Source organism: Gordonia paraffinivorans NBRC 108238 (assembly GCF_000344155.1).
Lineage (GTDB): Bacteria > Actinomycetota > Actinomycetes > Mycobacteriales > Mycobacteriaceae > Gordonia > Gordonia paraffinivorans.
On sequence record NZ_BAOQ01000054.1, the window covers coordinates 1 to 26,147 of the forward strand.

General features: G+C 67.4%; 27 protein-coding genes. 14 read left to right on the top strand and 13 right to left on the bottom strand.

The genetic code is table 11. From position 1 onward, the window contains the following. Positions 1–57: 57 nt before the first annotated feature. From GP2_RS19680 to GP2_RS19695, 5 genes are all read right to left on the bottom strand, one after another. Positions 58–339 carry a DUF2742 domain-containing protein gene (locus tag GP2_RS19680; protein ID WP_006902365.1) on the bottom strand — a complete coding sequence of 94 codons (282 nt, stop codon included), beginning with the start codon at positions 337–339 and terminating at the stop codon, positions 58–60. Continuing rightward, a complete protein-coding gene (locus GP2_RS22475) occupies positions 336–605 on the bottom strand; it encodes a DUF6011 domain-containing protein (protein WP_006902366.1) in 270 nt (89 codons plus the stop codon). Before GP2_RS22475 ends, GP2_RS19680 begins: the two co-directional genes overlap by 4 nt. An 85-nt stretch (positions 606–690) precedes the next feature. Continuing rightward, on the bottom strand, positions 691–885 hold the full coding sequence (locus GP2_RS19685) for an excisionase family DNA-binding protein (RefSeq protein ID WP_006902367.1): 195 nt from the start codon (positions 883–885) through the stop codon (positions 691–693). 243 nt (positions 886–1,128) lie between these two features. Continuing rightward, on the bottom strand, positions 1,129–2,307 hold the full coding sequence (locus GP2_RS19690) for a tyrosine-type recombinase/integrase (RefSeq protein ID WP_006902368.1): 1,179 nt from the start codon (positions 2,305–2,307) through the stop codon (positions 1,129–1,131). Between the two features lie 292 nt (positions 2,308–2,599). Then, a complete protein-coding gene (locus GP2_RS19695) occupies positions 2,600–2,992 on the bottom strand; it encodes a winged helix-turn-helix transcriptional regulator (RefSeq protein ID WP_006902369.1) in 393 nt (130 codons plus the stop codon). Positions 2,993–3,093: 101 nt separating this feature from the next. Here GP2_RS19695 and GP2_RS19700 point away from each other — a divergent pair, with 101 nt between their 5' ends. The 5 genes from GP2_RS19700 to GP2_RS19720 all read left to right on the top strand — a co-directional run bounded on the left by GP2_RS19700 (position 3,094) and on the right by GP2_RS19720 (position 6,840). Continuing rightward, positions 3,094–3,954 (top strand): SDR family oxidoreductase, encoded by an 861-nt coding sequence (locus GP2_RS19700; protein ID WP_006902370.1) that lies wholly within the window; start codon positions 3,094–3,096, stop codon positions 3,952–3,954. 78 nt (positions 3,955–4,032) lie between these two features. After that, on the top strand, positions 4,033–4,680 hold the full coding sequence (locus tag GP2_RS19705; protein WP_006902371.1) for a dihydrofolate reductase family protein: 648 nt from the start codon (positions 4,033–4,035) through the stop codon (positions 4,678–4,680). A gap of 64 nt (positions 4,681–4,744) precedes the next feature. Next, entirely contained in the window at positions 4,745–5,497 is a 753-nt protein-coding gene (locus GP2_RS19710) for an isocitrate lyase/PEP mutase family protein (protein ID WP_006902373.1), read from the top strand. 50 nt (positions 5,498–5,547) lie between these two features. Next, complete coding sequence (locus GP2_RS19715; RefSeq protein ID WP_006902374.1) at positions 5,548–5,973, top strand: pyridoxamine 5'-phosphate oxidase family protein; 426 nt, start codon at positions 5,548–5,550, stop codon at positions 5,971–5,973. A gap of 72 nt (positions 5,974–6,045) precedes the next feature. Continuing rightward, positions 6,046–6,840: an Rv1363c family protein gene (locus GP2_RS19720; RefSeq protein WP_006902375.1), complete on the top strand. Its 795-nt coding sequence runs from the start codon at positions 6,046–6,048 to the stop codon at positions 6,838–6,840. Positions 6,841–6,910: 70 nt separating this feature from the next. Here the strand turns inward: GP2_RS19720 and GP2_RS19725 are convergent, their stop codons facing one another. After that, positions 6,911–8,122, bottom strand: a complete 1,212-nt coding sequence (locus GP2_RS19725; RefSeq protein WP_006902376.1) for a TetR/AcrR family transcriptional regulator — start codon at positions 8,120–8,122, stop codon at positions 6,911–6,913. Positions 8,123–8,319: 197 nt separating this feature from the next. On the opposite strand from GP2_RS19725, the gene GP2_RS19730 reads away from it, so the two are divergent. The 6 genes from GP2_RS19730 (at position 8,320) to GP2_RS19755 (ending at position 14,287) form a co-directional block, all read left to right on the top strand. Next, a complete protein-coding gene (locus tag GP2_RS19730; protein ID WP_006902377.1) occupies positions 8,320–9,129 on the top strand; it encodes an enoyl-CoA hydratase-related protein in 810 nt (269 codons plus the stop codon). Positions 9,130–9,234: 105 nt separating this feature from the next. Beyond that, the gene (gene fadD5, locus GP2_RS19735) at positions 9,235–10,839 is read left to right on the top strand and encodes a fatty-acid--CoA ligase FadD5 (RefSeq protein WP_006902378.1); all 1,605 of its coding nucleotides are present in this window, start codon (positions 9,235–9,237) and stop codon (positions 10,837–10,839) included. 230 nt (positions 10,840–11,069) lie between these two features. Further along, complete coding sequence (locus tag GP2_RS19740) at positions 11,070–12,200, top strand: NDMA-dependent alcohol dehydrogenase (protein WP_006902380.1); 1,131 nt, start codon at positions 11,070–11,072, stop codon at positions 12,198–12,200. Between the two features lie 51 nt (positions 12,201–12,251). Continuing rightward, a complete protein-coding gene (locus tag GP2_RS19745) occupies positions 12,252–13,070 on the top strand; it encodes a serine hydrolase domain-containing protein (RefSeq protein WP_006902381.1) in 819 nt (272 codons plus the stop codon). Positions 13,071–13,197: 127 nt separating this feature from the next. After that, complete coding sequence (locus GP2_RS19750) at positions 13,198–13,716, top strand: DUF3145 domain-containing protein (RefSeq protein ID WP_040527556.1); 519 nt, start codon at positions 13,198–13,200, stop codon at positions 13,714–13,716. 187 nt (positions 13,717–13,903) lie between these two features. Continuing rightward, positions 13,904–14,287, top strand: a complete 384-nt coding sequence (locus tag GP2_RS19755; RefSeq protein WP_040527552.1) for a hypothetical protein — start codon at positions 13,904–13,906, stop codon at positions 14,285–14,287. A gap of 81 nt (positions 14,288–14,368) precedes the next feature. Here the strand turns inward: GP2_RS19755 and GP2_RS19760 are convergent, their stop codons facing one another. From GP2_RS19760 to aceE, 6 genes are all read right to left on the bottom strand, one after another. Then, positions 14,369–15,745, bottom strand: a complete 1,377-nt coding sequence (locus tag GP2_RS19760; RefSeq protein WP_006902385.1) for an acyl-CoA carboxylase subunit beta — start codon at positions 15,743–15,745, stop codon at positions 14,369–14,371. A gap of 73 nt (positions 15,746–15,818) precedes the next feature. Continuing rightward, positions 15,819–17,087, bottom strand: a complete 1,269-nt coding sequence (locus GP2_RS19765; RefSeq protein ID WP_006902386.1) for a KasA/KasB family beta-ketoacyl-ACP synthase — start codon at positions 17,085–17,087, stop codon at positions 15,819–15,821. Further along, on the bottom strand, positions 17,087–17,389 hold the full coding sequence (acpM, locus tag GP2_RS19770; RefSeq protein WP_006902387.1) for a meromycolate extension acyl carrier protein AcpM: 303 nt from the start codon (positions 17,387–17,389) through the stop codon (positions 17,087–17,089). The genes GP2_RS19765 and acpM overlap by 1 nt, the downstream gene beginning before the upstream one ends. Positions 17,390–17,521: 132 nt before the next feature. Next, a complete protein-coding gene (locus tag GP2_RS19775) occupies positions 17,522–18,433 on the bottom strand; it encodes an ACP S-malonyltransferase (RefSeq protein ID WP_040527555.1) in 912 nt (303 codons plus the stop codon). A 195-nt stretch (positions 18,434–18,628) separates the two neighbouring features. Further along, on the bottom strand, positions 18,629–19,903 hold the full coding sequence (locus GP2_RS19780) for a PucR family transcriptional regulator (protein ID WP_006902389.1): 1,275 nt from the start codon (positions 19,901–19,903) through the stop codon (positions 18,629–18,631). Positions 19,904–19,946: 43 nt separating this feature from the next. Further along, a complete protein-coding gene (gene aceE, locus GP2_RS19785; RefSeq protein ID WP_040527557.1) occupies positions 19,947–22,832 on the bottom strand; it encodes a pyruvate dehydrogenase (acetyl-transferring), homodimeric type in 2,886 nt (961 codons plus the stop codon). Between the two features lie 153 nt (positions 22,833–22,985). Here aceE and GP2_RS19790 point away from each other — a divergent pair, with 153 nt between their 5' ends. From GP2_RS19790 to GP2_RS19800, 3 genes are all read left to right on the top strand, one after another. After that, positions 22,986–23,624: an Rv2240c family protein gene (locus GP2_RS19790; RefSeq protein WP_006902392.1), complete on the top strand. Its 639-nt coding sequence runs from the start codon at positions 22,986–22,988 to the stop codon at positions 23,622–23,624. Between the two features lie 197 nt (positions 23,625–23,821). Next, the gene (locus GP2_RS19795; protein ID WP_006902394.1) at positions 23,822–24,250 is read left to right on the top strand and encodes a DUF3052 domain-containing protein; all 429 of its coding nucleotides are present in this window, start codon (positions 23,822–23,824) and stop codon (positions 24,248–24,250) included. After that, the gene (locus GP2_RS19800; RefSeq protein ID WP_006902395.1) at positions 24,247–24,729 is read left to right on the top strand and encodes a peroxiredoxin; all 483 of its coding nucleotides are present in this window, start codon (positions 24,247–24,249) and stop codon (positions 24,727–24,729) included. The genes GP2_RS19795 and GP2_RS19800 overlap by 4 nt, the downstream gene beginning before the upstream one ends. Positions 24,730–25,790: 1,061 nt before the next feature. Here GP2_RS19800 and GP2_RS22480 read toward each other — a convergent pair. Beyond that, on the bottom strand, positions 25,791–26,147 hold a 357-nt coding region (locus GP2_RS22480), incomplete at its 5' end, for an RloB family protein (RefSeq protein WP_006902398.1).

Sequence of the window (26,147 nt, forward strand, 5' to 3'; positions counted from 1 at the left end):
GGACGCAACCTGCAGCGCTGACGATTCCGTCGAGCAGGGTTCGTTCGTTGGCGTCGCTCATGCGCTCACCCGCTCGATGTACTTGCCGGACTTGATCGCCTCGTCGCGGTCTCGGACACGCTTCGCCACCGCTTTCCAGTCACAGGCTTGCGAGATGGCGAGCGCGGCGTCCTTCGGGGCCCGTCGACGGTCCTCGAGGGCGTCGAGCTCCTGCTCGAGGACGGCGCGGACACCCGCGGTCAGCAGAGCGTTCAGTTGCGCGCGGTCGACGGTCTCGGGGAGCTCGATGCCCGCGAGTCGGTACCGCAGGTCCAGGGCCTCGGTATAGCTGAGTGTCATCGACGATCACCGCCCTTACGGCGGCAGCCGGGACCCACCCCGAGTGCGCGGGACCGCCTGCTCGTCAATGGTTTTCCGCAGACCAGGCAGCGCACAGCAAGCACGAAACGCCCACCACTACGAACCGCGGCCAACATCAGCCTGTCGGCGGCGTCGAGGTACTGCTCAAGGTCGATATACTCGGGGTTGAGAACGTGCTCGGCTGCTGTGTTCTCTCGTCCGCCCTCGGCCTGTCGTCCGGGGGCGGCGGCTTTTGTCGAGGCCATCAGACATCACCCCCGATCGCGTCGGACTGGTGGTCGGACAGGCCAAGATCTTCGAGGGCGTCGAAATGCGAGTAGTCGGTGTGCCTCATCGCGCACCGCCCATCGGACGCATCGCGGCGTCCACCTCGTTGAGGTCGATGCGAATCAGTTTGCGCCCGTTGCGGTAACCGCGAAGGCGGCCGTCCGCGATCATCTGGCGGATTGTGCGATCGGTGACGCCGAGATACTCGGCGACTTCCTGGAGTGATGCCCAGCGACGCGGTGTGGCGGGTCGTGACATTGTGTTGGTCTCCCGAAGAAACGAAAACGGGGAACACGAGCATTCATCACCAATCCTTCTGGTGATTCGGCTCGACGTTCCCCGAGTCGCTCGAAGACGGTGGGCCATCGCGGCCCGGCCACAACGTCGTTAAACAGTCATACAACAGGCATCGCGCGAGTCAAGACCGTCTAGCTGGCTGTGTTCGATTGTCTAGCGGAAGTATGCTCCGCTGAATCGGACTGTACCCGCAAATCTTCCGCGTCATTCGCCGCGCGTCGGCGTGTCGCGATCAACCAATCGGGACAGTCCCTCGGCGATTTTTCGGTCCCGTCCCTTCGCCGCGTGCTGGTAACGCATCGCCGCCGACACCGTCGAATGCCCCAGCCGCTGTTGCAATTCCGCGAGCGTGGCACCAGTCGCGGCAGCCAAGACGGCCCCCGTATGGCGTAGATCATGGAACCGCAGATCCTTACGCCCGGCCGCTTCACGTGCAGGATAGAAATGCCTATACAGAGCCGTCGGCGTGAGGTACCCACCCTCTGGCGCAGGGAACAACAGCGCATCAGCCGTCGGGCCGGTGAACTCGGTCAGGTGCCGTTCAGCGGCCCCCAGCACATGCGGCGGGATGTGAACATCGCGAGTCCCGGCCTCACTCTTAGCGGAGTCTTGTTGAACGTAAGCCTTCCTGCTGGCGTCCCACACGGCACCTCGAGACACCGATACGAACCCACCGACAAGGCGGCGACGTCCCGTGCCGTCCACCTCGTACTCGAGCGTGACATCACGTCGTCGAAGTTCAGCGAGCTCACCGAATCGAAGTGCGCACCACCCGGCGAGCAGCGTGAGGAATTGATATTGAGGCGGCATCGCGTCGACGATTGTCGCGAGCTCCTCAACGGTCGCAGGCACTGTCCGTGACCGCCGTCGCGACGTGCCGGCGCCTTCCACGCGACAGGGATTGGACTCGATAAGTTCCGCGCTGTAGGCGCTCGACATGATCGTTCGCAGCAGGCTGTAGCTGTGCGCCCGCATTGTTGGCGCATCGGGAAGCAGGTCAGCATGCCACTTCCGGACCGCAGCCGGTGTGATCTCGTCGAGGTGCATCGCGCCGAACGTCGGCAGGATGTACAGGTCTAAGAGTTTGCGGTAGTGGTCTCGGGTGCGGATCTTCAACGGCCGGCCGCGGACCAGGCGAGTCCGCAGCCACTCATCCGCGAACGGCCCGAACATGGGGGTTTCGGTGGTGTCCGCGCTGTGCGGGTTCCACAGTCCACGGTCGATCTCCCGGCGCCGGTCAGTGAGGAACGCCTCAGCATCTATCCGTGCCGCGAACGTCGTCGGGGCCTTGTGCTCGGCGCCGTCCGGGCCGGTGTAGCGCGCCTGATACCGCCCGCTCGGCAGCTTGCGGATGTTGCCGAACCCTCGCCTACCCCTCGCCATGTGCAGCCCTTCGTGCCAGAACCGTGCCAGATGAATCTACACAATGTTCCGTGGACTTCCGCGTGATTCACGTGTACTGTCAGGCGTGACCGCAGGTAAAACCAACAACCCGCTGGTCAACCACCACAATCGAAAAGACCCGGTTTACTGGTTCGAGTCCAGTTGGGGGAGCAGAACAGAGCCCGTCCCCTGCGAGAGCAGGAGGCGGGCTCTTCTGCATCACCGCGTGTATCCATCACCTTTCCGCATTCCGCCACCCGCCTCGCCGCCTGCGGGTGGGTTTGCGCTCGGATCAGGCTCGTTCCCCCTGTCGCGCGTCGTACTCCGCCTGCGCTTCACGTACTGCCGGCATGTTGTGCTGCACCAGATCGATGAGCCCCTGCAACTGGTTGGCGACCTGCCGGCCGAGTGGGGTGAGGTGGTATTCGACCTTCGGGGGGATCACCTCGTGGACGGTGCGCACGAGCATGCCGTCGCGCTCGAGGTTCTGCAGGGTCTGCGACAGCATGCGCTCACTCACGCCGTCGACGCGGCGTCGGAGCTCGCCGAACCGATAGTTGCTCTCGCCCAACGCGATCAGAACGAGGCTGCCCCACCGGCCGGTGACGTTCTGCAGCGTCGTCCGCGAGGAGCAGTCGCGGGCGAAGACGTCCGCTTCGAGGGACTGGTCACTGCTGTCGGGCATTCCTCGAGATTAGCAACCTCGCTAATCGAATGTGTTGCACTTACGAAAAGTAAGTGCATACTGGTGGGGAAGTCAGCGTCGACGAGAACGGAGATCTGAAGATGACGATTGCGGTGACTGGTGCGACGGGGCAGCTCGGCGGCCTGGTGATCGGGGAACTGCTCGAACGGGGTGTCGCGCCCGGCGACATCGTGGCGGTGGTGCGCGACGAGGCGAAGGCGGCCGATCTCGCGGCCAAGGGCGTGCAGGTCCGCGTCGCCGCCTACGAGGACCCCACCGCGCTGCGCACCGCATTCGAGGGGGTCGACAAGCTGCTGCTGATCTCCGGGTCGGAGGTCGGACGCCGGGTTCCCCAGCACACCAACGTGATCGAGGCCGCCGAGGCGGACGGCGTGAAGCTCATCGCGTACGCGAGCCTCCTGAAGGCGGACACCAGTGGAATCGGCCTCGCGCCCGAGCATCTCGCCACCGAGCAGCGGCTGGCCTCCTCGCCGATCCCCGCGGTGTTCCTGCGCAACGGCTGGTACTGGGAGAACTACGCCCAGGCGATCGGCCAGGCGGCGGCGACGGGCACCCTGATCGGCGCGGCCGGCGACGGCAGGGTCGCCGGTGCGGCGCGCGCCGACTACGCCGCGGCGGCCGCGGCGGTCCTGACCTCGGAGGAGGGCCAGGGCGGCAGGGTCTACGAACTCGGCGGCGACGAGCGTCTCACCTACGCCGACCTCGCGCGGATCATCGGCGAGGTCGCCGGCAAGACCGTCGAGTACAAGAACTTGCCCGAGGCCGAGTATGCGAAGGTGCTCGCCGACAACGGGGTGCCCGAACAGTTCGCGGCGGTGCTCGCCGGTTCCGACGCCGGCATCGCGCGCGGAGAGCTCGACACCGAGTCCGGCGACCTGCAGAAGTTGATCGGGCGGTCGTCGACCCCCTTCGCCGACGTCGTGAAGGCTGCGCTGGCCTGATCGGACGCCGCACCGATGACTTTCGCCGCGGCGTGCGGTCTGTCCTGGTGTAGTGGGTGACAACGAGGACGGAGAGCCATGCCGCAGCTACTCAGGGTGCAGAACTTCGCAGTCTCGCAGGACGGGATCGGTGCCGGTGAGAATCAGACCTTCGAGCGGCCGTTCGGGGATGTGGTCGATCCGTGGGAGCTGATGTCCTGGGCGGGTGCCACCGCCGACTGGCCCAACCGCACCGATCCCGGCGGGACCCGCGGACTCGACAATTACTTCACCCGTGACTTCTCGCACAACATCGGTGCGGAGATCATGGGCCGCAACAAGTTCGGTCACCAGCGGGGCCCGTGGGCCGACCACGAATGGAAGGGGTGGTGGGGCGACGAACCGCCCTTCCACACGCCGGTCTTCGTGCTCACGCATCACCTGCGACCGTCGTTCACGCTGGCAGACACCACGTTCCATTTCATCGACGCCACACTGGCGGAGGCCGCGGAGATGGCGAAGGCCGCGGCCGGCGGCAAGGACGTACGCATCGGCGGGGGAGTGAGCACGGTGCGGCAGTTCCTCGACGCCGGCCTCCTCGACACCCTGCACATCGCGGTCGCACCTGTCACCTACGGCACCGGACTGGGGCTGTGGGAGTCGCCCGATGAACTGGACGACCGCTTCGAGCACGAGGTGATCCCGAGTCCCAGCGGGGTCACCCACCATCTCTTCTGGCGGAAGTGATTGCCGCCGGGCCTGTTCGGCCAACTCCCGGAAACCGGCGGTCGGACGGCGTAGTTGTAGGGATATGACCGAACTCGCCGCCAAGGCCGCGACACTGCTCGAACTGCACAGGCCCGGAGATCCGGTGATCTTGCCGACGGTGTGGGACGCGTGGTCGGCGAATCTGGCGGTGTCCGCCGGGTTCCCCGCTCTCACCGTCGGCAGCCACCCGGTGTCGGACTCGATCGGCAAACCCGACAACGAGGGCATCACCTTCGACGAACTGACCGCCCGCGTCGCGCAGATCACCGCGACGGTCGACGTCCCGGTCTCCGTCGACATCGAATCCGGTTACGGCGAGGACCCGCGACGCCTCATCGAGGGCCTGCTCGACGCCGGTGCCGTCGGCCTGAACATCGAGGACACCGTCCACAGCGAGGGCGGCCGGCTCCGCGAGCCGCAGGAGCATGCCGATCTCGTCGGAGCGCTGCGCGCCGCGTCGGACGCCACCGACGTCCACGTCGTCGTCAACGCGCGCACCGACCTGTTCCTGAAGCAGGTCGGCGACGAGGCCGACCGCGTCGAGCGTGCCATCGCCCGGCTGACCCTGTGCGCCGATGCCGGGGCCGACGTGCTCTACCCGGTGGGGCTCCACGACACCGCGACCCACAGGCGTCTTGCCGACGGCCTGCCGCTGCCGATCAACGCGGTCGCGCATCCGACGCAGCACGACAAGGCCGCGCTCGCCGAATGCGGCGTGGCACGGGTGAGTTTCGGTCCGTTCTGGCAGGCGGTGCTCGCCGAACGCGCCACCGAGGTGCTCGAACCCTGGAAGTAGGAACCGCTGAAGCTCCCCACGCCGTCGGTGCCCGGGCTTACCGTCGGAAGATGGCACTCAGCAAGAGCGAACGAGAAGCGTTTCTGTCCGAACCTCACGTCGCGGCGCTGTCGGTGGAGGCCGGACCCGGCCGCGCGCCGTTGACCGTCCCGATCTGGTACCACTACACGCCCGGCGGGCGGCCCTGGCTGCTCACGGGCACCGAGTCCCGCAAGCTGAATCTGATCCGGGCCGCGGGGCGATTCACCCTCATGGTCGACTCGGTCAGCCCGAAGATCATGTACGTCTCCGTCTCCGGCGACGCCGTGGACATGACGGCCGGTACGCGAGAAGACCTGCGAACCATGGCCTCCCGCTACCTGCCCGCCGAGGCGGTGGAGCCCTACCTCGAGATGGCCGAGCGCGACCACGGGCCCCAGACAAAGGTGTACCTCGAGCCCAGGCAATGGCTGTCACTCGACCTCGGCAGCCTCTGACCGGCGAGCGACCGGGTGCCGCTGCCGTGACGGGGGTCACGGCGCCGTCGGGCGCATCGCTACATTGAACCCATGTCGAAGTCCCGTTCCACCTCTGACGCCTCCGACGCCGACGCGGCGCCGCCCGCCGTCGAGGACGACGTGACCCCGCTCGAGCGGGACGAGTTCCTGCAGGCCAACCGTGCCGCCCGGGAGAAGCTCCGGGCCGAGGCCGAGGCGAAGGCCGCCAAGACCAGGCGGACCGACACCGGTGACGAGCCCCGCGAGACCGCCGCCGGCGACGACCGGACGCCGCGCAAGATCGACCCGGATGACGCCCGGCGCGAGCGCGGCTCCCGGTGGACGGGCTGGGCGACGCGGTTGGGCGCGAAGCCCTGGGCGGTCATCGCCCTCGTCGCCGCCGTCGCGCTCCTGGCCGCGTCGACGGCAGTCCTGGCCCTCGCCTACGTCGACGCGGACCGTCGCGCCGACGCCGCGGTCACCTCCGTCGACTCGGAGATCCTCGACACCGCGCGCAAGTACGCCGCCGAACTGTCGACCTACGACTCGGCCGACTACTCCGACCTCGATCGCCGCATCCGGGAGATCTCGACCCCGGAGTTCACCAAGTCCTACGTCGAGGCCTCTCAGGACGCGCGCCGCGGCTCGGCCGAGGCGAAGGCGGTGTCGTCGGCGAAGGCCGAGAACGCGGGGCTGATGTCCGTCGACGGCGACAAGGCCGTCGTCCTGGTGACGCTGGATCAGACCCTGAGGTCCCCGGACACCGCGCAGCAGTTCCCAGAGGGCGTCGGGTACCAGACCCGCGTCAGGGTCACACTCGAAGAGCAGAACGGCCGGTGGCTCCTGAGTGACTTCGAGGTCGTGTGACCTCGGAGGACACGGGATCTCGCACGCCTCGTCCGGTTGGTCTCGCTGCGGCCCGCGGGTCGGTGCGGGTTCAGGAGTTGTCGCCCAGCAGGATTCGCGTCGACAACGCCTCGATGCGCTCCGGTGCCGGTTGCGGTTTCAGCCGCGACAGGTCGGTCACGACGTTCAGCGCGGCGTGGACCAGGAAGCGTGCATGGGTCAGGGGAAGGTCCCGACGTTCCCGGCCGACCCACGTCGCCCACTCCTCGACGGTGATCCGTTGCTGGCCGCGGAGCTCCGCACGCGCCCCGGGCGTCACGTGTCCGATCTCGGTCTCGTAGACGCTGATCAGTTCGGTTGAGCTGCAACTCAACTGCACGTAGCGGTGAACCATGGCCATGATGGCCTCACGCGGGGTCGTCGACGACGCGAGCGCGTCGGAGGTCGCGGTGGTCACCCGGTCGGTGGCACGCCGGAACGCGGCCTCGAGGATCGCGACCTTGCTGGGGAAGTGCCGGTAGACGCCCGACGCCGGGAGATCTGCGGCATGGGCGATGTCCTCGATGGTGACATCCCGAAACCCCCTGTCGGCGAACAGGATCACCGCCTCGGTGAGGATGGCCTCCCGCTTGGCCGACGGCACGAGACCGTGCCCGGCCGGCTCCCTCGGCGCCGCGGGTTCGGGCAGCGCGGCGTCGAGCAGGTCGATCGCGGCGTCGGGGATCAGCGTCGTCACCTCGCGCGCGGGCAGGGAGGCGCGGTGGGTCGTCGGGCTGGCCGCGACACTCGTCATCGCCGCGACGACGAGGTTCGCGTCCACCTCGCCGAGGTCGGGGCGCAGGCGCCGCGCCGCGGCGCGTACCCGGCGGTGCTGATGGACCACCACGTCGAGGACGATCGCCCGGTCCTCCGGCTCGAGGTAGCGGGACTCCCAGCGGTAGAGACCGCCCGTGCGCCGGTTCTCGAACGAGGCGAGGGTCATCGCCTCGAGCAGGGTGCGGAGCTCGCCGTCTCCGCCTTCCGGCACGGCATCGAGCGCAGCGCGCAACGACGCGGCCAGGACGGCGGTCGTCTCGGCGAAGAGCGCGTACTTGTTGGGGAAGTGCCGATACAGCGCGGGGGCGGAGATGCCCACCGCGTCGGCGATGTCCTCGAGTCGGACCGCGTGATAGCCGCCGTCGCTGAACGCCTTGGCCGCGGCGTCGACGATGAGGCGCCGACGGTCGGCGGGCCGGCGGCGCCGCGGGGTGGCCGGCGCCGGACCCGGCGCCACCTGGTCAGACGTCCCGGGGCGTGCGGTCATGGCGCCTCAGCCTAGACGGATACGACGTTCACGACGCACTTTTCGCCGACGACGCCGGAAAGCCCAGCACGTCGGGATGTGTGACCGGACTAAGTTAACGAAGATTCTCGTGATCTATATCGCACTGTGGTAGTAGTCTAGGTCTGGCACAGAAATGGCAAGTTGTGTCAATCGGCACGTCTCGAGTGGGGAGAGCAGTGAGCGACGACCAGATCAGCCAGGGCGCAATCCGGACCTCGGTCGACGACCGCGGGGTCGCGCGGCTCACCATCTGCCGCCCCGAGAAGATGAACGCCCTCGACACCGAGGCGAACTACGGCATCAAGGCCGCGATGGAGGAATGGTCGCAGCGCGACGACGTCCGCGTGATCGTCCTCGACGGCGAGGGCGGCAGCTTCAGCGCCGGCGCCGACGTGGTCTCGATCAACCGGCAGTCCACCGCGAACGGCGCATCCGGTCTCGACGCCGGCCAGGCCCGCGGGATCATCTCCGCCGGTTCGGAACTCGCCCGCGCCGTCCGCTCGGCTCCCGTCCCGGTCATCGCCTCGGTCGACGGGCCGGCCGCCGGCATCGGCGCCTCGCTCGCACTCGCCGCCGACCTGATCTATGCCACCGAGCGCTCGTACTTCCTGCTCGCGTTCGTCAACATCGGACTCATGCCCGACGGCGGGGCGTCCATGCTGTTCGCCACGGCGATGGGTCGTGTCCGCGCCAACGAACTGGCCCTGCTCGGCGAGAAGCTGCGGGCGCCGGAGGCGCTCTCGGCCGGACTGATCAACGGCGTCTACGACGATCGCGCCGCCCTCGACGCCGCCGTCGACACGGTCGCGGGCAAGCTGGCCGGGAAGAGCCGCGCGGCGCTGCGGCTGACGAAGTCGGCCCTCGACGCCCACACGATGTCCGGGTTCGAGGCCGCGATCGAACGCGAGCTCGAGGGCCAGACAGAACTGCTGCAGTCGCCCGAGTTCCAGGCGGCCATCGCCGCCTTCGCCGGCGCCAAGAAGTGAGCTCCGCCGGGTGATCCCGGCGCGTCGGCGCACAGCCGAGAAGTGCTTCCCCTCAGAACGTTTCCGTCCCGACCTTCGTCACGACTGACACCAAGGAGCGATCGTATGACTGCGACCGTCGACATCACCAGCGATCTCACCACCGAGCCGCTGCGTTCGCGTCGTAACCACTGGAACAACCAGATCAAGCGCCATGCCTTCATGAACCCGGACGGCCCGGCCCTGAAGTTCATGGGCAAGCTGACCACCTGGAAGGAACTCGACGAGCGCATCCGCGGATTCGCGGCCGCCCTGAGCCGTCGAGGCGTCAAGTTCGGCGACCGGGTCCTGGTCGTCCTGCTCAACCGCAGCGAGTACGTCGAGGCGGTCCTGGGTGCCAACCTGATCGGCGCGATCGCGGTGCCGGTCAACTTCCGCATGAGCCCGGCCGAGGTCGCATTCCTCGTGCAGGACTCCGGCGCCAAGGTCGTCGTCACCGAGACCATGCTCGCCCCGCTCGTGGACGCCGTCGCCGCGCAGACGGGCGCGCTCGAGCACATCATCGTCATCGGCGAGACGCAGAACGAGAATCACCTCGCCTACGAGGACCTGGTCGCCGAGGACTCCTCGGATCTGCCGGAGATCGACGTCCCCGAGGACACCGTCGCGCTGATCATGTACACCTCGGGCACCACCGGAAAGCCCAAGGGCGCCATGCTCACCCACACCAACATGCAGGCGCAGGCGGTCACCTGCTTCTACGTCCTGCAGACCCGACCCGACGACATCACCTCGTTCGTGGCGCCGCTGTTCCACATCGCCGGTTTCGGCGCGCTGGCGCCGATGTCCTACATGGGGGCGCTGTCGGTGATCCATCCGCTCGGCGCCTTCGATCCCGACGCCCTGCTCGACTCCCTCGAGGAGGAGGGCACCACCTCGATCTTCCTGGTGCCCGCCCAGTGGCAGGCCGTGTGTGCCGCACAGAAGGCGCGCCCGCGTGACCTGAAGCTGCGCGTCATCAGCTGGGGTGCCGCCCCCGCGTCGGACACCGTGCTGAAGGCGATGAACGAGGCCTTCCCGGATGCGCTGAACGTCGCCGTCTTCGGCCAGACCGAGATGTCGCCGATCACCTGCTCCCTCGACGGCAAGGACGCACTGCGCAAGCTGGGCTCCATCGGCAAGGTCGTCCCGGCCGTCACCGCCCGCGTCGTCGACCCCGAGGGCAACGACGTGCAGCCCGGCGAGGTCGGCGAGATCGTCTACCGCGGCCCGACGATGATGAAGGGCTACTGGCAGAACCCCCAGGGCACCGCGGATGCGTTCGCCGGTGGCTGGTTCCACTCCGGCGACCTGGTCCGGCAGGACGAGGAGGGCTTCCTCTACGTCGTCGACCGTGCGAAGGACATGATCATCTCGGGCGGCGAGAACATCTACTGCGCCGAGGTCGAGAATGCGCTGTTCGGCCACGAGAAGATCGCCGAGGCCGCGATCATCGGCCGTGCCGACCCGAAGTGGGGCGAGGTGCCGGTCGCGGTGGTCGTCCTGGCCCCGGGCGTCGAGGACCTCACCCTCGAAGAGCTCGAGCCGTACCTCAACGAGAACCTGGCCCGCTACAAGCACCCCAAGGACCTGGTCATCGTCGACGAGCTGCCGCGCAACGCCGGCGGCAAGGTCGTCAAGCCCAAGCTGCGCGCCCAGTTCGGCAGCAAGGACGCCGGTCTGGCCGACTGATCGCGGGCATCTCACGGGGGCTTCGGCCCGCGTCGACAGGCTCACATGCCCCGGCCTGGTGCGTGTCCGCGCGTGCCCAGGTCGGGGTGTTTTCCGGGGCACGATCACGCCGGGACTACGGACTAGAACACGTTTCAATTTTGTGATTGAGTGACTACAGTCACACGCGACGCGACGTCGCGGCGAAGACTCCCGGGACGAGACGTTCACGGGGCGAACGGAGGAGAGCAGTGAAGACAAAGGGCGCGCTGCTGCGCGAGAACAACACGCCGTGGGTCATCGAGGAGATCGAGATCGGCGACCCGAAGGCGCACGAGGTCAAGATCCGGATGGAAGCCGCCGGCATGTGCCACTCCGATCACCACCTGGTGACCGGCGGCATCCCGATGGCAGGCTTCCCGATCCTCGGCGGGCACGAGGGTGCCGGCGTCATCGAGCAGGTCGGCGAGGGCGTCACCGATTTCGAGGTCGGCGACCACGTCGTCCTGTCGTTCATCCCGTCCTGTGGCAAGTGCCCGTCGTGTAAGTCGGGCCTGGCCAACCTGTGCGACTTCGGTGCCATGCTCCTGCAGGGCGAGGCCGTGTCGGACAACACCTTCCGCATCCACACCGCGGCGGGCGAGAACGTCTACCCGATGACCCTCCTCGGCACCTTCGCCCCGTACATGGTCGTCCACGAGGCGTCGGTGGTGAAGATCGACAAGGACATCCCGTTCGAGGTCGCCGCGCTGTGCGGCTGTGGCGTCCCCACCGGTTACGGGTCGTCGGTGCGCAGCGGCGACGTGCGGCCGGGCGAGGACGTCGCCATCGTCGGCGTCGGCGGTGTGGGCACCGCGGCGCTGCAGGGTGCCGTGATCTCCGGCGCCCGTAACGTCTTCGCCATCGACCCGGTGCCGTGGAAGCGTGAGCAGGCGCTGAAGTTCGGCGCCACCGCGGCCTTCGCCTCGGTGGAGGAGGCGGCGATGAAGATCGCCGAGGTGACCTACGGCCACATGTGCCACAAGGTGATCGTCACCGTCGGCGAGGTGCACGGCAAGGACGTCGACACCTGGATGGGCATCACCGCAAAGGCCGGCACCTGCGTGCTGACCGGCATGGGCAACATGCTCGACAGCGAGGTGACCCTCAACCTGGCGATGCTGACGCTGCTGCAGAAGAACCTGCAGGGCTCCATCTTCGGCGGCGCCAACCCCAAGCTCGACATCCCGCTGCTGCTGTCGATGTACCGGGCCGGCAAGCTGAACATCGAGGACATGATCACCCGCCAGTACCGCCTCGAGCAGATCAACGAGGGCTACCAGGACATGCTCGACGGCCGCAACATCCGCGGCGTGATCCGCTACACCGAAGAAGACTGGTGATCGTCGGCCGCGCATCGGTCGAGAACGTGGCCCCCGGGTAACGTGACCGATGTGTCGGTCCTGGATTCTCTGACGGAATGGCCCGTCGACCACGTGTCGGCGGCGATCATCACCCGCGACGGGGTCGCCGAGGGATTCGGCGACCCCGTTCGCGTCTACGAACTCGCGTCGGTCACCAAACTCCTCGTCGCAGAAGCGGTTCTGGTGGCCGTCGAGGAGGAGGCGATCACCCTCGACGACCCGGCGGGGCCTCCCGGGGCCACCGTCGCACATCTCCTGGCGCACGCCTCGGGCCTCGCCTTCGACAAGCGCGAGGTCGAGGCCGGCGTGGGGGAGAGGCGCATCTACTCCAGCGCGGGTTTCGAGATCATCGCCGAGACCGTCGAAGAGGCGACCGGGATAGCGTTCGCCGATTACCTCGCCGAGGCGGTGTGTGCGCCGCTCGGCATGACGTCGACGGTCCTGTGGGGGCCGGCCGGTCACGGCGCGCGGTCGAGCGTCGCCGACCTCGCACGGTTCGCCTCGGAGCTGTTGGCGCCGCGACTCCTCGCGCCGGAGACGCTGGCGAACGCCACGAGGGTGCAGTTCCCGGGGCTCGACGGGTTCGTCCCGGGCTACGGCAAGCACAAGCCCAACGACTGGGGGCTCGGCTTCGAGATCCGGTCGCACAAGGCGCCGCACTGGACCGGCGCATCGAACTCGCCGCGCACGTTCGGGCACTTCGGCCAGGCCGGGACCTTCCTCTGGGTCGATCCCGAACTCGAGGCGTCGTGCGTGGTGCTCACCGACCGGCCTTTCGGCCCGTGGGCCAAGCCCCTGTGGAGCGAGTTCAACGACGTCGTCGTCAGTGGACTCTCGTCACAGAAATGAACCTGTCTCGCAGAAGAAACTAGCGCAACACGTGTCTCATGGGGCACAATAAATCCCACGAGTGTGATATCCGGAGTCGCGAGGTGTGTTGGGGAAGACGTTCCTCGTCGACAACGGAGGTGAAGAGGTGCGCAATCTGAACCAGTTTGCGGACATGACAACGGGAGTGGTGTACATCCACTCGGCGCCGGTGGCGCTGTGCCCGCACGTGGAGTGGGCCCTGTCGTCGACCCTGAATGCGCGCGCGAACCTGAAATGGTCGGCACAGGAAGCCGAGCCGGGTATGCAGCGTGCGACTGTCGACTGGGCAGGACCGGTCGGTACCGCTGCGCGCCTGGTGACCGCTCTGCGCGAGTGGTCGGCACTTCGATTCGAGGTGACCGAGAACCCGAGCGAGGGAGTCGACGGGGAGCGGTTCAGCTACGTTCCCGGTCTCGGGCTCTGGCGCGGCTCGACCAGCGCCAACGGAGACGTGATCGTCGCCGAGAACCAGCTCCGCGCGATGATCGAGGCGCAGCCCGACAGCGCCGGTCTGGCAAGCGAACTCGAAGCCGCACTGGGCACCGCCTGGGACGAGGCGCTCGAGCCCTACCGCATGGGCGGGGCCGGCGCCGAGGTCACCTGGTTGCAACAGCGCGTGGGCTGACCGCCGGAACACAGAAGACGTAGATGGCGACAGGCCGGGGCCGCAGATCCTGCGGACCCGGCCTGATGCCGTTTGGCGTCCGCACTGTTAGGACGGGTCGGTCTGTGACCGTCATCTCGGATTGTCATCGAACACGTTAACTTTGCTATGTTGAATCGACGTTCAATCGGATCGGGGGGGATCAGCAATGAAGAAGCGTGTGATGGCATCGGTGGCTGCAGCAGTTGCCGCGACCGGACTGGTGTTCGCTGGGGCCGCCGATGCCTCGGCAGCCGAGGTCAGAGAGACTTCGACAAGGGTGTTCGTCGGGTTCACGCCGGCCGAGACCAAGCAGATCGCCGCGAGTGGGGTGACCTCCATCCTCGATACGCCCGAGTTGATTCCGTACTACTACGTCAAACCCGACGCCGATTCGCGGTTCGAGAAGTTCTACGTTCCCGGCAAGGGATATGTGGCGCGGTCCATGGCGCAGGGGATGGTCAACGAGGCGGCCGCTCACCCGAACGGCCGGGTGTGGGTGTCGTTCAACAAGACACACAAGCGTCCGCTGACCCTGTGGACGCAGTTCTGACCTGCGGGTCGGGCACCATCTGGTTACGAAGAACGCCACCGGTGTACACCGGTGGCGCTCTTCGTGAGTCGCGTCAGGAAATCAGAGCGGGATGTTCTTGTGACGGCCGCGTCGCGCGGGTGCGGCGGCGAGCGCCTCGGCGATGATGCTGCGGGTGCGGGCCGGATCGATGACCTCGTCGACGACGCCGATCGACTGGGCGCGGCCGACACCGCCGGCGATGGCCTCGTGCTCGGCGGCGAGACGCTCGTGCAGCGCCTCCCGCTCGTCGTCGGGGGCCGCGGCGAGGGCCTTCTTGTGCAGGATGCCGACTGCCGCCTTGGCGCCCATGACGGCGACCTCGGAGCCGGGCCAGGCGAAGACCGCGGTCGCGCCGAGTGCACGCGAGTTCATCGCGATGTAGGCGCCGCGTCGCACGACGCCATTCCACTCCTGGGCGACGCCGGGCAGGTAGCCGGGGACGTCGGTGATGACGATCAGCGGGATGCCGAACGCGTCGCAGAGACGCACGAATCGAGAGGCCTTCTCGGCGCTCTCGGAGTTGAGGCAGCCGCCCATGCGCAGCGGGTTGTTGGCGATGACGCCGACGCTGCGACCGGACAGGCGGCCGAACCCGATGACGATGTTCGGGGCCCACTTCTTCTGCAGCTCTTCGAAACTCGAGACCTCGGTCTCGCCGTCGGCCGCGAGGGCGGTGTCGAGGAGCCCCTCGACGACGGGGTGCACGTCGTAGGCACGTCGCGGCGACTCGGGGAGCAGCGCCTTGAGGTCGGTGTCACCGGCCGCGGCGAGCTCGTGGTTGAAGTGCCCCTGCTGGGTGAACGTCGACACGAGTCGGCGTGCGCGCCAGTAGGCGTCGGCCTCGGAGTCGGCCACGATGTGGCAGACACCGGACTTCTTGCCGTGGGTGGCGGGTCCGCCGAGCGACTCCATGTCCACGTCCTCGCCGGTCACGCTGCGGACGACGTCCGGTCCGGTGACGAAGACGCGACCCTCCGGCGCCATGATGACGACGTCGGTGAGGGCCGGGCCGTAGGCGGCGCCGCCGGCCGCGAAGCCGACGACCACCGAGATCTGCGGGACGTATCCGGAGGCCCGGACCATCGCCTCGAAGACCAGGCCCACGGCGTGCAACGCCTCGACACCCTCGGCGAGACGGGCGCCGCCCGAATGCCAGATGCCGACCACCGGCGCCTGCTCGGTGATCGCGGTGTCGATGGCGTTGACGATGTGCGCACACCCGACGACACCCATGGCACCGCCCATCACGGTGCCATCGGTGCAGTAGCAGACCGTCCGCACGCCGTTGACCAGGCCGACAGCGGCCTGGACACTGGACTTGTCGCGCGGATGCAGCAACGACATGGTGCCTTCGTCGAAGAAGTTCGTCAGCCGCAACAAGGGGTCGCGGGGATCGACGGCTTCGTCGGTGTCGGCGATGGGGGCCAATGTCGTCATCAGCGGTCTCCTGGGTGTCGGAACGTGTTGCGTCTCGGACGTACTGACGGGAACGGGCGAGCCGTACCCGATCTCAGTAGCGGCCGAAGGCGAGCGCCACGTTGTGCCCACCGAAGCCGAACGAGTTGTTGATCGCGTAGTCGATCTGGCCGAAGCGGGGTTCGCCGTGGACCACATCGATGTCGCACTCCGGATCCTGGTTCTCCAGGTTCAGGGTCGGCGGGATGACGCCTTCCTCGACGCTCTTGACCGTGAGGACCGACTCGAGCGCACCCACCGCACCGATCGAGTGTCCGAGAGCGGACTTCGGCGCGTACACCGCGGCATGCTGACCGATGGCGGCGATGATGCCGGCCGCCTCTGCCGTGTCGCCGATCGGGGTCGACGTCGCATGTGCGTTGATGTGGGTGATGTCGGACTTCTGCAGACCGGCGGTCTGCAGGGCACGGGTCATGGCGCGGGCGTTGCCCTGGCCGCTCGGATCCGGTGCCACCAGGTGGAAGCCGTCCGAGGTGATGCCGGCGCCCAGCAGACGTGCGTGGATGTGCGCACCGCGTGCCCGGGCATGCTCCTCGCGCTCGAGGATCATCATGGCCGAGCCCTCGCCGAAGACGAAGCCGTCGCGGTCCTTGTCGAACGGACGCGAGGCGGCCTTCGGGTCGTCGTTGCGGGTGCTCATCGCGCGCATCATCGAGAACGCGGCGATCGGCACGGCGTCGATGTGGCCCTCGACGCCACCGGTGACGACCATGTCGGCGTCACCCATGACGATGTGGCGCCACGCGTGGGCGATCGCCTCGGCGCCCGACGAGCAGGCCGAGACCGGGGTGATGACGCCGGCGCGTGCACCGACGTTGAGGCCGACGACCGCGGCGGGCCCGTTGGGCATGGCCATCGAGACGGCGAGCGGCGAGACCTTGCGGTAGTTGCCGGTGGTCTCCATGGCCTGGACGGCGTCGACCATCGCGTCGGCGCCACCCTGGCCGGTGCCGATGACCACGGCCAGACGGTCCTTGTCGACCTCCGGTTCACCGGCCTGGGCCCACAGGCGCTTGCTCATGACATGAGCGATGCGCTCGACGTAGGCCATGCGGCGTGCCTCGACTCGACTGACCTCGGTGGCCGGGTCCTGGACCAGGCGACCGCCGATGCGCACCGGCAGGTTGTACTTCGTGATGAAGTCGTCGGTCAGCTCGCGGATGCCCGACTCACCCGCAAGCAGGTTCTTCCACGTCGAGTCGAGATCCTCGCCGAGCGAGGTGGTCGCCACCATCGAGGTGACGACCACGCTCGGGAAGTTCCCACCCAGCGTCGAGTAATCGCGGAGGGAGGGGGAGCTCATCAGTTCTGGTCTGCCTCGACCTGGGCCTTGATGGCTGCAGCAGCCTCGGGGTTCTCGGCCTCGAGCTTCTGGATGTAGGCGACGGCGTCACCGACGGTGCGCAGGCCGGCCAGATCCTCGTCCGGGATCTTCACGCCGTACTTGTCCTCGGTCTGGACGGCGATCTCGACCATCGACAGCGAGTCGATGTCCAGGTCGTCGACGAACGACTTCTCGAGGGTCACCTCGGACGGCTCGATGCCGGTGACTTCCTCGATGATCTCCGCGATGCCGGCAATGAGTTGTTCCTGGGTGGCAGCCACTGTGTGGTTCCCTTTCGTTTTCCGAATGATGAGAATTTCCGGAGCGCAGCGGACCGAGAGCGGCCGCGCGCTTGGACACACCGGCGCGCGAGACGGCTGGTGTTCCGGGGGTCGCGGACCTATCCGCGACCGCTATCCAAGTTCGTTGATCTTCTCGATGTCGCCGGGCTCCTTGAGGGCCAGCGACGGGGTGCCCTTGAGCTCGCGCTTGGCGATTCCGACGAGGGTCCCCGCCGGGGGCAGCTCCACCACGGCGGTGGCGCCGTGTTCGCGCAGGTACGCCGAGCACAGATCCCAGCGGACCGGCTTGGTCACCTGGCCCACCAGCTTGGTCAGTGCATCGGCGCCGTCCGTGACGGGCAGGCCGTCGGAGTTCGACAACAGCGTGCGGTCCGGGTCTGCCGGGGTGATCTTCGCGGCGGCCGCGGCGACGGCGTCCTGGGCCGGGGCCATGAAGTGCGTGTGGAACGCGCCGGCGACCGCGAGCTTGCGGATGCGTGCCTTCTCCGGCGGGTTCGCGATGAGCTCGTCGATCTTGTCGACGGCACCGGCCGCGACGATCTGGCCGACGGCGTTGCGGTTGGCCGGGACGAGATCGAGCTCTTCCAGACGCGCGAGCACCGCTGCCTCGTCGCCGCCGAGGACCGCGGCCATCGTGGTGGGTTCGATCGCGCAGGCCTTGGCCATCTCCGCGCCGCGGATCGCGGCGAGGGTGACGGCCTCGTCGGCCGAGATGACGCCGGTGATCGCCGCGGCGGCGAGCTCGCCGACCGAATGACCGGCGACGACCGCGTCCGCGGGCAGATCGCCGTTTCGCTTGCGGACCTCGTCGAAGGCGAGCAGGGCGGAGACGACGACCAGCGGCTGCGTGACGGCGGTGTCGGTGATCTCCTCCGCGGTGGCCGTGGTGCCAAGGCGTTCGAGGTCCAGCTGGGTGAGCTTGGACCACGTCGCGATCTGGTCACGGGCACCGGGCAGATCGAGCCACGGCGTCAGCATTCCGGGTGTCTGGGATCCCTGGCCGGGAGCAAGCAACGAAAGCACGTGACCAGAGAACACCGTTTCGGCCTCCGATGTGGGTGTAGAGAACCATGAACCTTCAGAGGCCCTTTTGTAGGGTTCCCACAAAAAAGACCGTACTGGCACCCCCTTCGTAATCGGTCCGAGATTCGTTACAGAACCGTGTCATCGCGCCGTCTATCAGGCAAAACAACGAATCGGACATGTGGCGGGTGTGACTCATGTTGCAGAAGTTGGCGTTTTGTGCCGTAAGTGTGTCAAACGCCCAACCGTCATGGCGATCCGCAGAACGTAGGCGTCGCGTGGGTTCGTCGGATCCCGGCCTGTGATTTCCGCAATTTTCTTCAGTCTGTAGCGGACGGTATTTGGATGGATGTACAGAACGCGGGCGCAGGACTCGACCGAGCCGCCCGAGTCCAGATACGCCTCGATGGTCGTGGTGAGGGTGGGGCCTCCCTCCGAGAGCGGCACGACGAGCGATTCGACCAGCGCGGCCATCGCGGATTCGTCTCCGTTGAGTGCCCGTTCGGGTAACAGTTCGAGGCTGTGGACCGGGCGCGGCGCGTTCGGCCAGCCCGCCACCGCCTCGATCGCGGCCATGGCCTCGGCGGCGCTCGTATGTGCGCTCCCGAGGTTCGGCATCGTCGGGCCGATGACGACCGGTCCCTCGGCGAAGTGCTCGAGGAGTGCGGCGATGAAGGCTTCCGTGGGGCGGATCGGGCCGCTGACGATCGCGACCAGCAACGAGCCCTGGACCACCGACAGCGCCGACCGGTCGTACTGGCGGGCGGTGTTGTGGATGGCCAGCGGCACCGAGACGTTCTGTTCGGGCGGCGGGGTGCCGACGAAGACGGTGGCCGGCGCGTCGGAATCCCAGTTCAGCGCCGCGGCGCGGGACAGCAGCTGTGGTCCGGTGTCGCCACGGACCACGGCGTCGACGACCAGCGCCTCGAGCCGGGAGTCCCAGGCGCCGCGGGACTCGGCGGCCGACGCGTAGATCGCCGCCGCGGCGAACCCGATCTCGCGGCCGTAGCGCAGGACCGCCTCGGTGAGCGCCCGTAGCTGCTCGTCGTTGCGGGCGAGCAGCGGCAGCCACTTCTCGAAGAACTCCATCGCCACGCGGACCATCTCCACCGTCTGCAGCAGCGAGATCCGTCGCGCCAGGTCCTGCGGGACCACCTGGAACGCCTGGACGGTGAACTTGACGTTGCCCTCGGGGTCCTGGATCCACTCGACGAAGTTCACCACCGCGGTCTGCACGACCAGTTGCACGCTGGCGCGCTGCGCGGCGTCGAGATCCCCGAAGTACGGCAGCTGCTCCTGCATGGAGTGGACCGCCTCGGTGGCCAGGCGCCCGCTGTACTGCTTGACCCGCCGGAGCAGGGTGTCGGGCAGCGCGTCGTGCACGGTGGCGGGGGCCGGGACACGCGCCCCCCGCTCACCGAACACGTCAGCCGGTGGGGTCTTGGGCTGATTCACGCGCGCGTCGGACACGATCTCAATCTAGTCCCCGTCGTGTCCGACGCGGCGTGATCGATCAGGCCACGCCGGGATCGCTGGTCTGTTCCGGGGCCGCCGCGACGTCGTCGACCCGGTACTTCTTGGCCGCCTGGTCGGCCACCGACAGGTCGATGTGACCGTCGCGGGCGAGCGTGAGCAGCACCGCGACGACGATCGACTCGGCGTCGACGTTGAAGAACCGGCGGGCGGCCGGGCGGGTGTCGGAGAAGCCGAACCCGTCGGTGCCCAGGGTCAGGTACGTGCCGGGCAGGTAGGCGCGGATCTGTTCCTGGACCCCGCGCATGTAGTCGCTGACGCCGACGAACGGTCCGGCTGCATCGGCGAGGAGCTCGGTCAGGTACGGCGTGGACGAGGCGCCGCCCGGATCGCGGACGGCCGCCCGGTCGGCGCGGATGCCGTCGCGGGCGAGCTCGCTCCACGAGGTGATCGAGTAGACGTTCGCGCCCACGTTCCACTCCTGCGCCAGGAGCTCCTGTGCGCGCAGCGCGTCGGGCATCGTCACACCCGAGACCAGGATGTTCGCCGGGAACTGCGTGCCCTCCGGCGCGGCCTTGTACAGGTAGCCGCCCTTGACGATGCCCTTCGGGTCGAGGCCTTCCGGCATCGGCGGCTGATGGTAGGGCTCGTTGTAGACGGTGAGGTAGTAGAAGACGTCCTCCGGATCCTCTCCGTACATCCGTCGCAGACCGTCGTCGACGATGTGGGCGAGCTCGTAGGCGAACGCCGGGTCGTAGGCGACGACCGCCGGATTGGTGGCCGCGAGCAACGGGGAATGGCCGTCGGCGTGCTGCAGGCCCTCACCGGTGAGCGTGGTGCGTCCGGCGGTGGCGCCGACGACGAAACCGCGGGCCATCTGGTCGGCGGCGGCCCAGAAGCTGTCGCCGGTGCGCTGGAAGCCGAACATCGAATAGAAGATGTACAGCGGGATCATCGGCTCGTCGTGCGTCGAGTACGAGGTGCCGACCGCGGCGAAGCTCGCCGCCGAACCCGCCTCGTTGATGCCCTCGTGCAGGATCTGGCCGTCGACGGCCTCCTTGTAGGCGAGCATCAGATCGGCGTCGACCGACGTGTACAGCTGTCCGTTGCGGTTGTAGATTTTCAGCGTCGGGAACCACGAGTCCATGCCGAAGGTGCGGGCCTCGTCGGGGATGATCGGCACGATCCGCTTGCCGATCTCCTTGTCGCGCAACAGATCCTTGAAGATGCGCACCAGTGCCATGGTGGTCGCGACCTGCTGCTTGCCCGATCCCTTCGCGGTGGTCTTGATCGCCGAGGAGGTGTCCGGCCGCAACACCTTGGTGGTGGCGGTGCGCCGGCTCGGCAGGAAGCCGCCGAGCGTCTTGCGGCGGTCGAGCATGTACTCGATCTCCGGGGCGTCCTTGCCGGGGTGGTAGTACGGCGGCAGGTACGGGTCCTTCTCGAGTTCCGCGTCGCTGATGGGGATGCGGGTGCTGTCGCGGAAGGCCTTGAGGTCCTCGAGGGTCAGCTTCTTCATCTGGTGGGTCGCGTTGCGTCCCTCGAAGTGCTTGCCGAGCGTGTAGCCCTTGATCGTGTGCGCGAGGATGACCGTCGGCTGTCCCTTGTGGGCCATCGCGGCGGCGTAGGCGGCGTAGATCTTGCGGTAGTCGTGACCGCCGCGCTTGAGGTTCCAGATCTCCTCGTCGGTGAGGTTCTTGACGAGTTCCTTGGTGCGCGGGTCGCGATTGAAGAAGTGCTCGCGGACGAAGGCGCCGTCGTTGGCCTTGTAGGTCTGGAAGTCGCCGTCGGGCGTGGTGTTCATCAGGTTCACCAGGGCGCCGTCGCGGTCGGCGTGGAACAACGCATCCCACTCGCGACCCCAGATCACCTTGATGACGTTCCAGCCGGCACCGCGGAAGAACGACTCCAGCTCCTGGATGATCTTGCCGTTGCCGCGGACCGGCCCGTCGAGACGCTGCAGGTTGCAGTTGACGACGAAGGTGAGGTTGTCGAGGCCCTCGGTCGCGGCGAAGCTGGCGAACGCGCGCGACTCCGGCTCGTCCATCTCGCCGTCGCCGAGGAAGGCCCAGACGTGCTGGTCGGAGGTGTCCTTGATGCCGCGGTCGTGCAGGTAGTGGTTGAAGCGCGCCTGGTAGATCGCGTTCATCGGGCCGAGGCCCATCGAGACGGTGGGGAACTCCCAGAAGTCGGGCATCAGGCGCGGGTGCGGGTACGACGGCAGGCCGCCGCCCATGCCGGCGTGGCTGCGTTCCTGGCGGAAGCCGTCGAGCCGGGCCTCGTCGATGCGGCCCTCGAGGAAGGCCCGGGCGTAGATGCCGGGGGACGCGTGGCCCTGGATGAAGATGTGGTCGCCGCCGCCGGAATGGTTCTTGCCGCGGAAGAAGTGGTTGAAGCCCACCTCGTACAGCGACGCCGACGAGGCGTAGGTCGAGATGTGGCCGCCCACACCGACTCCCGGCCGCTGTGCACGGTGGACCATGATCGCGGCGTTCCACCGGATCATCTGACGGAAGCGCCGCTCGACCTCCTCGTCACCGGGGAACCACGGCTCGGCCTCGGTGGGGATGGTGTTGACGTAGTCGGTCGATGTGAGCGCGGGGATCGACACTCGTTTCTCGGCGGCGCGCTCGAGCATCCGCAGCAGCAGATAGCGCGCGCGACCCGGGCCGGCGTTCTCGAGGAGGGCGTCGAAGGAGTCCAGCCATTCGGTGGTCTCCTCGGGGTCGATGTCGGGTAGATACGACGCGACGCCCTCGCGGATGACGCGGACGCGCTGTCCGCTCGTCGTGGCGCGGGGGAACGAGGTGGCGGAGCCGGCGTGTTCGCTGGGAATGGTGTCCTGCGGCGCACGGTCCATCTGGTCGGTCACGGTTATGCCTACTCCCTCTGACAGGCCGGACCCGGGGTGGTGGTCCGGCTGCATGGTGTACGACACCGCCACTCCTTTGTCGTGCGGTGTCACTCCACATCGTGCCCCATGTGAGTTCTGTTGGCACCGGGTACATCTCTGTAAGCTGACCCGACCGCGACGCCTGTCGCGGCGTCCGCTCGGGGCTACTGACGAGTAGGGGGGATCATGCTGGGCACATGGGAGGTCGCGCCCGGCCGAGGGGGATATCGGGGGGCTCGCACGCGCGTGACGATCGGCATCGCATTCGGGGGGATGGTGCTGGCGGCGTGTTCGTCCACGGTCTCCGGTTCCGGCTCGCCGGCGCCGGGAGAGGTGGCCGCCTACCGCTCGGAGTTGTCGGCCTCGGCCGCTGCGGCCGTCCGCGCCGAGGGCGTCGAACTGTGCCGGGAATCGATGTCGTCGATGGTCGTGATGGTGCACGGGTACAACGCCTTCGTCGACCGCCTCAACGCCACTCACTCGTATCCGGCGGTGGGGGATCTCGACGAGAAGGCGCGCGCGAGCCTGATCGCCGGCGCAGACCAGATCCGGCCGAAGATCACCGAGACCGCGCCGCGCGATGTCGCCACACCGGCGCGCACCTTCCTGGAGACGACCGCGCGGCTGGAGAACGCGATCCGCAGGCAGCAGCGCGCCGAACTCAACCCGGTGGCCGGGCAGTGGACGCGCGACAAGCAGCGACTGCTCGAGGCGTGCGCCGCCTACACGCCGTTGCCGGCCGCCTCGTCGGCCACACCGCGGTCGCAGGCGCCGAACCGGCCCCCGGGCACGAGCGCGCCCGTGCCGACGACCGCGGGGCGCTGAGCCGCCGCGGGTGCGTCGATCGCAGCGCGGATTCGGGGCGGGGAAACGCCCGAAATCCCTGACGTGGGTCGCCTCGTAATGTGAGGCTTTAGGCTGTTGCCTATGCTGACAGGCGAGTTGGCGTCCGGTGACGGACACGACGACGCACCAACCGGCGACGAACCCAACGTCCCATCACCCTCAGGAGGTCACGCGCGGTGGTAGCCGCCACAGACGGTACCGGCAGCAATGCCCAGAAACTGGGCCTGAAGGCCGGATTGGTCGTGCAGGAACTCGGCTGGGATGAGGACACCGACGACGACCTCCGGGCTGACATCGAGGACGCGATCGACGGCGAGATGCTCGACGAGGACGCCGACGACGTCATCGACGTGGTCGTCCTCTGGTGGCGCGACGGGGACGGGGACCTCGTGGACGCGCTGATGGACGCCATCGGCCCGCTCGCCGAGGACGGTTACATCTGGGTTCTCTCGCCGAAGACCGGCCGCCCCGGATATGTCGACCCGAGCGAGATCGCCGAGGCCGCCCCGACCGCCGGTCTGACCCAGACCTCGGCGATCAGCCTCGGAGACTGGTCGGCGGCACGACTCGTGCAGCCCAAGGCGCGCGCGGGCAAGAAGGCATGAGCGATGCCGTGCCCGCAGGCCCGCTGAAGGTCGGCGACCGCGCCCCTGACTTCGAGTTGCGGGACCAGAACAACCAGCTCGTTTCCCTGTCGTCGCTGCGCGCCGATCACAACGTGCTCGTGGTGTTCTACCCGCTCGCCTTCACCGGCACCTGCCAGGGCGAGCTGGGCTACATCCGCGACCAGCAGCCGCAGTTCTTCAACGACGACGTCACCACCGTGACGATCTCCGTCGGGCCGTCGCCCACGCACAAGGTGTGGGCGTCGGCTCAGGGGTTCCTGTTCCCGCTGCTGTCGGACTTCTGGCCGCACGGGGAGGTCGCCCGGGCCTACGGGGTGTTCAACGAGGAACGCGGCTACGCCAATCGCGGCACCTTCCTGGTGAACCGCGAGGGGACCATCGTCTTCGCCGACATGGTCGGCCCGGGTGAGATGCGCGGTGCCGACGTGTGGGACAAGGCGCTCGGCGCCGCCCGCTGAGACTCGCGGGTTCATGGCCGGGGTTCGCGCTGGGCGCGGTGTGGAATCATGAATCTCCTAGCGACGGATCTTGAGTATTGCCATCGCTGCTCAGTCCCCATACGCCACCAGGGCGTCCGACGAGGTCCACGTACGCCAAATTGCCACCGTGCTAGGTAAATACCCGGCTGCGTTGATCGAGCGAATGCGGCGAATCGCCTGGTTGGTGACTCAGGCAGCGGAAGTCTTCCGCGGCCACGCAGCGCTGCGATGGCATCGGAAAACCCTGGGTGGTTCACGCTAGCAAATCTGACTCCGAGGAGCCGACTGGTGCGGGCCCGACGCATCGTCGACAACTGTGGTAGCGTGCCTGGGCCGCGCACACTGCATCGTGTCCTGGCCGACCGCTAAAAGCTGGGCCTCCGGTACTGCAGCTGGGGCGTGGCAGGGGCGAGTGATCGTTCGAGTCATCACGGCGTAGCCCAGAGGACACCTTCAGCTCTTTACGCGGCGATATACACCTGTCTTGGCGCGGTGATCCGCGGCTACGGGCTCCCCAATCCGGGGCGTGGTTCCACGTCGATGGCAGGGAACAGGGAATACCCCGACGACGGTGGATGGAGAATCGTAAGCCGCACGTGGCGTCGTAGCAATCATCGGGCCGCGCGGGCAACGTGCCGCACCGACCCGCAACGAATTGTGTGGGCATGCCTTCGTGCGCGCCGTTCTCAGGTGATCATTCACGCGTCGTGCCGAGGTCCACGACGATGAATCGCTGGCGGTCGGATCAGGAGTTGAGCCGTGAACTAGTGGGCTGCGCGCGGTGATGCCGTGGAGCGGTTCCATGTCCGACAACGGGTCGCGCTACCGGTCGGTGCTGTGAGATCACGAGTGCAGCAAATTTAGGAATCACAGCTTGGTACACGCGCCCGTGCTGGCCGCAACGGCAAGATCGTTCGACTCCAATCGCTGCCATCGAAGCCCTAGGAGGGTGCCCTCGGGCGTAGAGCTACTACGTGGTCCGCCGAACAGGGGCCTCCCGTACACCGTATGCGTTGCGAGTCAATCTGTCACCGGTATGGCTAGCTAGATTCATTGAAAGGTCTTCCGGTGTTATCGATGCCCCTGCCTCTGCGTATTGTCTCGATTAGTTCCCACATATTGCTATACGGATTCCAAGGAACGGGGGACATGTCACCAACGTGCTTCCGTGCTAGGGCCCTTGCTCTATTTGCGGCGGATTCATAGCTGTCAAGCAAGAACGTCAAAGCATCCTGGCTTAGATGCTTATCGCACCCCATACATTTCTTTGACTTAGCCTGGGCGTCGTGACGGTGAAGGAATGCTGTTTGATTCTCGTAGTGAAGGAAGAACCAGAGTTCGATGCACGGACTGGAGAGTGCGACATGGATGTGATTGGCTGCCGCCTTCTTAAGGGG